The sequence below is a fragment of the uncultured Caballeronia sp. genome (assembly GCF_964243625.1).
Taxonomy (GTDB): Bacteria; Pseudomonadota; Gammaproteobacteria; order Burkholderiales; family Burkholderiaceae; genus Caballeronia.
The window spans coordinates 1-8024 of the sequence record NZ_CAXTGZ010000268.1 but is presented as its reverse complement, the minus strand read 5'-3'; the positions used below and the strand labels follow the sequence as shown (position 1 = coordinate 8024).

General features: G+C 62.1%; 9 protein-coding genes and 1 pseudogene. 8 read left to right on the top strand and 2 right to left on the bottom strand.

Annotation, left to right across the window (positions count from 1 at the left end):
- The 8 genes and pseudogenes from ACFFAR_RS18385 to ACFFAR_RS18350 form a co-directional block, all read left to right on the top strand.
- Nucleotides 1-311 (top strand): annotated as a pseudogene (locus ACFFAR_RS18385) (methyl-accepting chemotaxis protein); the annotation flags it as partial.
- Nucleotides 312-367: 56 nt separating this feature from the next.
- A complete protein-coding gene (locus ACFFAR_RS18380) occupies nucleotides 368-1294 on the top strand; it encodes a CheR family methyltransferase (RefSeq protein WP_075359303.1) in 927 nt (308 codons plus the stop codon).
- Nucleotides 1291-2010 carry a chemoreceptor glutamine deamidase CheD gene (cheD, locus tag ACFFAR_RS18375; RefSeq protein WP_061998278.1) on the top strand — a complete coding sequence of 240 codons (720 nt, stop codon included), beginning with the start codon at nucleotides 1291-1293 and terminating at the stop codon, nucleotides 2008-2010. Before ACFFAR_RS18380 ends, cheD begins: the two co-directional genes overlap by 4 nt.
- Complete coding sequence (locus ACFFAR_RS18370) at nucleotides 2007-3122, top strand: chemotaxis response regulator protein-glutamate methylesterase (protein ID WP_062168769.1); 1116 nt, start codon at nucleotides 2007-2009, stop codon at nucleotides 3120-3122. The genes cheD and ACFFAR_RS18370 overlap by 4 nt, the downstream gene beginning before the upstream one ends.
- An 85-nt stretch (nucleotides 3123-3207) precedes the next feature.
- Nucleotides 3208-3603: a chemotaxis response regulator CheY gene (cheY, locus tag ACFFAR_RS18365; RefSeq protein WP_061998280.1), complete on the top strand. Its 396-nt coding sequence runs from the start codon at nucleotides 3208-3210 to the stop codon at nucleotides 3601-3603.
- 13 nt (nucleotides 3604-3616) lie between these two features.
- The gene (gene cheZ / locus ACFFAR_RS18360) at nucleotides 3617-4315 is read left to right on the top strand and encodes a protein phosphatase CheZ (protein WP_174363695.1); all 699 of its coding nucleotides are present in this window, start codon (nucleotides 3617-3619) and stop codon (nucleotides 4313-4315) included.
- 295 nt (nucleotides 4316-4610) lie between these two features.
- Nucleotides 4611-5069 (top strand): DUF2844 domain-containing protein, encoded by a 459-nt coding sequence (locus ACFFAR_RS18355; protein WP_062168774.1) that lies wholly within the window; start codon nucleotides 4611-4613, stop codon nucleotides 5067-5069.
- Between the two features lie 18 nt (nucleotides 5070-5087).
- A complete protein-coding gene (locus tag ACFFAR_RS18350; protein WP_174363694.1) occupies nucleotides 5088-6389 on the top strand; it encodes a DUF3443 family protein in 1302 nt (433 codons plus the stop codon).
- 74 nt (nucleotides 6390-6463) lie between these two features.
- Here ACFFAR_RS18350 and ACFFAR_RS18345 read toward each other — a convergent pair whose 3' ends face one another.
- Both ACFFAR_RS18345 and ACFFAR_RS18340 read right to left on the bottom strand, forming a co-directional pair.
- Entirely contained in the window at nucleotides 6464-7231 is a 768-nt protein-coding gene (locus tag ACFFAR_RS18345; RefSeq protein WP_174363696.1) for an SDR family oxidoreductase, read from the bottom strand.
- Nucleotides 7232-7259: 28 nt separating this feature from the next.
- Nucleotides 7260-7913 carry a thiol:disulfide interchange protein DsbA/DsbL gene (locus ACFFAR_RS18340; RefSeq protein WP_062168778.1) on the bottom strand — a complete coding sequence of 218 codons (654 nt, stop codon included), beginning with the start codon at nucleotides 7911-7913 and terminating at the stop codon, nucleotides 7260-7262.
- Nucleotides 7914-8024: the final 111 nt, after the last annotated feature.

Genomic DNA, 8024 nt, shown 5'->3' with positions numbered 1-8024 from the left:
AAGCGGCCGCTGCTGCGGCATCCCTCGAAGAACAGACGCGCAAGCTGAAGGACGTGGTCGGCCACTGGCAAGTCAGCGGCGACACGGCTCAGCAAGGCCGCGTCGAGCCGTCGGTTGCAGCGTCAGCACACGCAAGACGCCCCATTACGCCGATAAAAGTTGCTTCGCGGCCTAACGTCGCGGCCAATCGCGCCGTTAATAAGATTAACGAGAAGATGGTTGCAGCGACTCAGGCCTCCCAAGACGCCGCCCCCGCAGCAAAAGCTCCGAAGCTCGCTGCAGTCGCAGCCGGCGACTGGGAAACCTTCTAAGGCAGTGGCAGAAGATCATGCAGGCTCACCGCACGTTCCAGAAGAACAAAGGCTAGATGATGGCAACGCGCTCACCCGTCGATACACCCCGCGACCGGACCCGCAACGGTTCGGAAGTGGAACGCGACTTCGAATTCACCGGTGCCGATTTCGGCCGCATTCGCGACCTGATTCATCGTCGCGCGGGGATTTCGCTGTCCGAGCATAAACGCGACATGGCCTACAGCCGTCTCGCGCGACGTCTGCGCGCGTGCAACATCGATACGTTTCGTCTTTACCTCGACCGCCTCGAAGCGCAGCCGGACAGCGCCGAGTGGGAAGCGTTCACCAACGCGCTGACCACGAACCTGACCGCGTTCTTCCGCGAATCGCATCACTTTCCGATTCTCGCCACGTTTGCGAAGAGCCGGCCGCAGCCGTTTTCTGTGTGGTGCTCGGCGGCATCGACGGGCGAGGAGCCGTATTCCATCGCCATGACGCTGATGGAAACGCTTGGCGACTCGGCCGCGCGCCAATGCACGGTGATCGCGACAGATATTGACAGCCAGGTGTTGCAGAAGGCGGACGCGGGCGTCTATTCGCTCGATTCGGTGAAGACGCTCGGCAATGACCGGCTCAAGCGCTTCTTCCTGAAAGGCACGGGCGCGCACGCCGGCATGGTCAAGATCCGCCCGGAAGTGCGGGCGATGGTGAAGTTCGAGCAACTGAACCTGACGGATTCGAAATATGCGCTGCCGGGCCAGTTCGACGCGATCTTCTGCCGCAACGTGATGATCTATTTCGATAAACCCACGCAAGCGCAAGTTCTGGCGCGCTTCGAGCCGCTGATGAAAAGCGGCGGTCTGCTGTTCGCCGGGCATTCGGAAAACTTCACGTATGTGACGCAGGCGTTCAAGCTGCGCGGCCAGACGGTGTACGCGTTATCGCGTGATTCCGTTGCTGGAACCGCCAAGAAGAAGGCGCTCGCCGGAGAACCGGCATGAGCGCATTGCCGATCGCGACGAACCTGTATTTCGACAACCACTTCAAGCTCCCGGGCGTGAAGCTGTTGCCGAACGAGTTCTACATGACGGGCGAGAACATGGTGCTCGTCACGGTGCTCGGTTCGTGCGTGGCGGCGTGCATTACTGACCGGACGGCGGGCATTGGCGGCATGAACCATTTCATGCTGCCCGACGACGGCGCGGACGCATCGCAGTCCAGTTCGGATTCCATGCGATACGGCGCGTACGCCATGGAAGTGCTGATCAACGAGATGATCAAGCGCGGCGGCCGGCGCGAGCGCTTCGAAGCCAAGGTATTCGGCGGCGGCGCGGTGCTGGCGGGTATGACGACAATCAATATCGGCGATAGAAATTCCGAGTTCGTTCGCCGCTATCTCGCGCTGGAAAAGATTCGCATCGTGGCTGAGGACTTGCAGGGCATGTATCCGCGCAAGGTCGCGTTCATGCCGCGAACCGGCCAGGCGATGGTCAAGAAACTGATCACGCAGCAAGACCCGAGCGTGGTCGAACGCGAACAGGCGCTGGTGCGGCAAACGCCCGAAGCGCGCAGCGAACGGCTGGCCAAGGCGCGTGCGCGCGTCGAACTTTTCAGCCAGCCGAAAGCCAGGACAACCGATAAACCCCGCATCGAACTATTCGGTGCCGCAGCGGGCCTGCAGCGAACCGTCCGCATGAAGACGGTGGAGGAAGCATGACAACGGCCCGGAGCACGGAACCGAAGATCAGCGTTTTGTGCGTCGATGATTCGGCGCTCGTGCGCAGCCTGATGACCGAGATCATCAATTCGCAGCCCGACATGCACGTGTGCGCGACCGCGCCCGATCCGCTTGTCGCACGCGATCTGATCAAGCAGCACAACCCCGACGTGCTCACGCTCGACGTGGAAATGCCGCGCATGGACGGCCTCGATTTCCTGGAAAAGCTGATGCGGTTGCGGCCGATGCCGGTGGTGATGGTGTCATCGCTCACGGAACGCGGCTCGGAAATCACGCTGCGCGCGCTTGAACTCGGCGCGGTGGATTTCGTGACGAAACCGCGCGTGGGCATCCGCGACGGCATGCTCGAATACTCGGAGAAGCTCGCCGACAAGATCCGCGCCGCTGCGCGCGCTCGTGTCAGGCAAACGCCTCATGTCGTGCATGCGGCGGCGGGTTCAAGCGGTTCGGTCACGGCGTCGAAACCCACGCCGAACCTGAACAACCCGCTGGTGAGCACGGAAAAGCTGATCATTGTCGGGGCATCGACGGGCGGCACTGAAGCTATCCGCGAACTCCTGGTTCCGCTTCCGCCCGACGCACCCGGCGTGATGATCGCGCAGCACATGCCGCCGGGCTTCACCAAGTCGTTCGCGCAACGTCTGAACGGCCTGTGCCGGATCGCGGTGAAAGAAGCCGAGCACGGCGAACGTGTACTGCCGGGCCACGCGTATATCGCGCCTGGCGACGCTCACCTCGTGCTGGCGAGAAGCGGTGCGAACTATGTCGCGCATCTCTCCGACGCGCCGCCGGTCAACCGGCATCGGCCATCGGTGGATGTGCTGTTCCGTTCCGCCGCGCAGCACGCGGGCAAGAACGCGCTCGGCGTGATCCTGACCGGCATGGGCCGCGACGGCGCGCAAGGCATGCTGGAAATGCAACAAGCCGGCGCGTACACATTTGCGCAGGACGAAGCGAGCTGCGTGGTGTTCGGCATGCCGCGCGAAGCCATTGCAACCGGCGGCGTGAGCGAGATCGCGCCGTTGTCGGAAATGACCCGGCGCGTGATGGCGCGCCTCAATTCCATGGGCGAGCGCGCACAACGCGTCTGACCTTCCTCGCGAGCATACGAATTCGAATACCCACGCGGCGTGCGCGCCGCCTGAAGAAACAACGGGAATACAAGGAGCAGTGAAGATGGACAAGAACATGAAGATTTTGGTCGTCGATGACTTCCCGACGATGCGCCGTATCGTCAGAAACCTGCTGAAGGAACTAGGTTTCTCGAACGTCGATGAAGCCGAGGACGGCGCAGCCGGCCTTGCGCGTCTGCGTGGCGGCGGTTTCGAGTTCGTCATTTCCGACTGGAACATGCCGAACCTCGACGGTCTGGAAATGCTCAAGCAGATTCGCGCCGATGCCGCCCTCTCGCACTTGCCCGTGCTGATGGTGACGGCGGAATCGAAGAAGGAAAACATCATTGCCGCAGCGCAGGCTGGCGCGAGCGGTTACGTGGTCAAGCCGTTCACGGCCGCGACCCTCGACGAGAAGCTCACGAAGATTCTCGAAAAGATGGCCAAGGCCGGGAGCTGAGATCGTGAATGAAATGACGACGCAGGAAGCGCTGACGGCGATCGAGCAGGACGGGGATGCATCGAGCGATCGCATTTTGGCGCGCATTGGCCAGTTGACGCGCACGCTGCGCGATTCCATGCGCGAGCTCGGCCTCGACAAACAGGTTGAAGCCGCCGCCGAAATGGTGCCGGATGCCCGCGACCGCTTGAAATACGTCGCGACGATGACAGAACAGGCCGCCGATCGCGCGCTGAACGCCATCGAACTCGCGAAACCGATTCAGGAAACCATGCAGCGCGACGCCCAGGCGCTCGATGCCCGTTGGGAAGCATGGTACGGCGCGGCGCAGGACAAGTCCGACGTCAAGACGCTGCTCGCCGATACCCGCGGTTTCCTGCAGCAAGTGCCCGTGCACACGGTCGCGACCAACGCGCAGTTGCTCGAAATCATGCTCGCGCAGGATTTCCAGGATCTGACCGGCCAGGTGATCAAGAAAATCACCGACGTGGTGTACGTGATCGAGCAGCAGTTGCTCACCGTGCTGCTGGAAAACATTGCGCCGGAACGGCGTGAACAGTTTGCGGCGCAGGCGGCGGCGCTCGCGGCATCGAATACGACCAGCACGCCGGAGACGCTGCTCAACGGGCCGCAAATCAATCCCGAGGGACGCACCGACGTCGTTCAGGACCAGACGCAAGTCGATGACCTGCTCGCCAGCCTGGGCTTCTGACGCCATGCTGATCTGACGCGCGCGGAAGGTAGCTACCAACCGTGCGCGTCAAAACGACATCTATTTCAGCCATCCCGGCGCATTTAGCGTTGCAACATATGTTCACTTTCCCGAGTTCGACGCATTCGGCTGGCATACTTACGTCTCGACGAACGACGCGCACTCGCGCAGCGTTTCAGACGGCAAGATATTGCATGGCTTGAAATAATCGGAACGGAGAAGCGAAGTGGACACTTCGATCATTTCATTCGGCTTTCGGCGCGCTCGCGCGCTGGTTAGTCTCGCAGCAGGATTGATGGTTAGCTTGGCTGCCGTAACGCCCGCTCATGCGGTTCTGGGCGGTGCGCCCATGACGGCGCCAGCCGGCGCTACGGTCAGCAATTCGGTATCGCACGCAGCGGCAGTTGCGGGTTCGGCAGCATCGGCGAGTTCCGCCAGCGCCTTTACCGTGCGCACGACAACGCTTGCCGTCGGCACCGTGGTCAATGAATACGTAGGCGCGGACGGCACGGTTTTCGGCATTGCGTGGCAAGGTCCGCGCATTCCTGATTTGCCATCGCTGCTCGGCACTTACTTTCCGCAATACGTCCAGGGCATCCAGAACCAGCGCGCCAACGGCGGCGGCCGTGGACCCGTGAGCGTGGCCGGCAGCGCGCTGGTCGTGCGTTCCGGTGGCCACATGGGCGCATTCGTCGGCCAGGCTTATCTCCCGCAAGCCTTGCCTGCCGGCGTCAGCGCCAGCGACATCCAATAACGGACGGAGACTTTCACTATGCGTCCGATGTACTCATCGTCCCTGTTCTCCTTGAAGTCCGGTTTGTTCCGATGGCTCGCCGTGCTCAGCCTGTCGGTGTTTCTCGCTGCCTGCGGCGGCGGAGGCGGCGACTCCGGCAACAGTTCCGTCAGCAGCGGCGGCAGCTCCGGTAGCGGTGGCAGCAGCGGCAGTGGAGGTTCCAGCAGCGGCACGCCGAACGCACAGCCGATTGCATCGACTGCCTCGAACACGGTGCCGATCACCGTCGGCCCCGGCGCACAGAACTTCGTCAACATTCCGAACGTGACCGTGACCGTTTGTGCGCCCGGCACGAGCGTGTGCCAGACCATCGACAACATCCAGGTCGATACCGGCTCCTACGGCCTGCGCCTTGCCAGCGATGCCGCGGCGCAAATCATCACGAACCTGCCGATCAACCAGTCGACGAGCGGCGGCCAGCTTGCGCAGTGCACGCAATTCGCCGATGGCTTCACATGGGGCACCGTGCGTACTGCCGACGTGAAGATCGGCGGCGAAACGGCGAGCGCCATTCCGGTTCAGGTCGTAGGCGATCTGGCCGATTCGACGGTTCCGGCATCGGGCTGTATCAATGGCAGCAACGAAAGCACGTCGCGGCAACTGGGTGCGAACGGGATTCTTGGCGTGGGTGTATCGGCGACGGATTGCGGTGCTGCCTGCGCGAACGCCGCGACCAGCAACTACTATTCATGTCCGTCGGGCACCAACTGTTCGCAGACCGCCGTGGCAGTGGCCAATCAGGTCGTGAATCCGGTGACGAAATTTGCCGTGAACAACAACGGCGTGATCGTGCAATTGCCGCCGGTGACAAGCTCGGCGGCTTCGGTGACGGGGACACTGGTGTTCGGTATCGGGACGCAGAGCAACAACACGTTGAGCAGCGCGACGTCCTATCGTTCAACGGCATTCGGCAACCTGAGCGGCACGTACAAGGGCGCCTCGGTCACGACCATCGTTGACTCGGGTTCGAACGGGCTGTTCTTCAGCGACTCATCCTTGCCGGCGTGCACGACGACCTTCACGGACTTCTACTGTCCGGTGAACTCGACGGCATTATCGGCGACGGTTATCGGGCTGAACGGGACGTCAGGCACGGTGAACTTCACGGTCGCGAACGCGAAGACGCTCGCTGGCAGCGGCACGAACTACGCGTTGAACGGATTGGCCGGCGCCATCGGCTCGTTCCCGACGCTGTTCGACTTCGGCCTCCCGTTCTTCTTCGGACGCTATGTGTACTTCGGGTTCGGCACCAACGGGAATGCGCCGTTCGTGGCGTTCTGACCTCGCGATCCCTTTAAGTCAAAAGCCCGGCGGATTCTCAGTCCGACGGGCTTTTTCTTTGGCCGCGCTAATACTTATTCCCCCGCCCGAGGTTTCCTCGGCGCCTTCTCCATCACGCGGTCGTAAAGCCATCGCGGCACGACGTGCAACAGCGCGCCAGCCACGCGCATCTGCCACGGAAAGGTGGCAAACCGCGTCTTCTTGCCAATGGCATCCGCCGTCTTCCTTGCGAACACATCGGCTTCCATGAGAAAGGGCATCGGATACGGATTGCGGCGGGTCATCTCCGTGCGGATATACCCCGGCGCGATCGTCACCACCGATACCCCCGCCGGCCGCATCTCCACCCGCAGCGCTTCGAGATACTTCAACGCCGCCGACTTCGATGCACTGTACGCCCCCGATCCCGGCAGTCCGCGCACGCCCGCCACACTTGCGATACCGACAAGCGTGCCGCGCCGCTCGGCAACCATCCGCGCGACGAACGGTTCGAACGTCGCGATCATGCCGAAGTAGTTGGTATCCATCACTTCGCGAAACGCCTCGAGGTCGCCATGACCGGTCAGCGCGCCGCGGCTGATCCCTGCGTTTGCAATGACGATATCGGCGCCGCCATGCAACGCGCAGAAGTGCTCGGCCGCGCGGCCAAGTGCGGCGGCATCGCGGACATCGGCGGGATAAACGGAAATCGATGCAGAGGGAAAGCGCGCGGCAAAAACCGCGAGGGTATCGCCACGACGGGCAACGAGACCCAGGACCGCACCGCGCTTCAAATATTCTTCAGCGAGTGCGAGCCCAATGCCGCTCGACGCGCCGGTGATGAAAACCCTCAGCCGGGCCAGCGTGTCGTTCGTAGCGGCATTCACGTCTTTACATCTTCTTCGCGCGAACCTGATTCACGATGAAATCCATCACCTGGATCGTGCCCGGCAGGCTGTTCGTGGTCGCCGGACCCGTTTCGTACTTGCCCTGGATCGCAATGGTCGGCACGCCGTCGATCTTGTAGGCATCGAGCAGCTTTTTATCGCGTTGCAGATTGCTTTGCGTGGAGAACGAGTTGTACGCATCCATGTACTTCTTCTTGTCCACGCCTTGGGTAGCGAGGAACGTGGCCTGTGCTTCCGGCGTCAGCAGATAGTCCTTCTTCACGTGGATCTCGTTGAACACGGCGGGCGTGAGCTTGTCGGCGAGGCCGAGTGCATCGAGCGCATGGAACATCTTCGAGTGCGGGACGAAGTCGTCGCGGAAGGCAACCGGCACGCGCTTGAACACCACGTCAGGACCTTGCTTCTTGATCCACGCTTCCAGATACGGGTCGAATTCGTTGCAATGCGGGCAGCCGTACCACATGAATTCGATCACCTCGATCTTGCCCTGCGCTTCAACCGGCTGCGCTGCTTGCAGCACGGTGTAGTCGGTGCCCGCGACAGGCGCAGACGGCGATGCATGAGCGGCGCTCATGAAACTCAGGGAGCCGGCAGCGAGGCCGAGGGAAAGAGCGAGGGCGCTGAAGAGTTTTTTCATGGTGACCGAGAATGAGCGTGAGAGGCAAAAGGGGAACACACGACGCTTAAGGGAGGCTTAAGGGGCTAGTCGAAGAGCCCGCCAAGCCGGCTGTCCCCGCACGGACTGCAC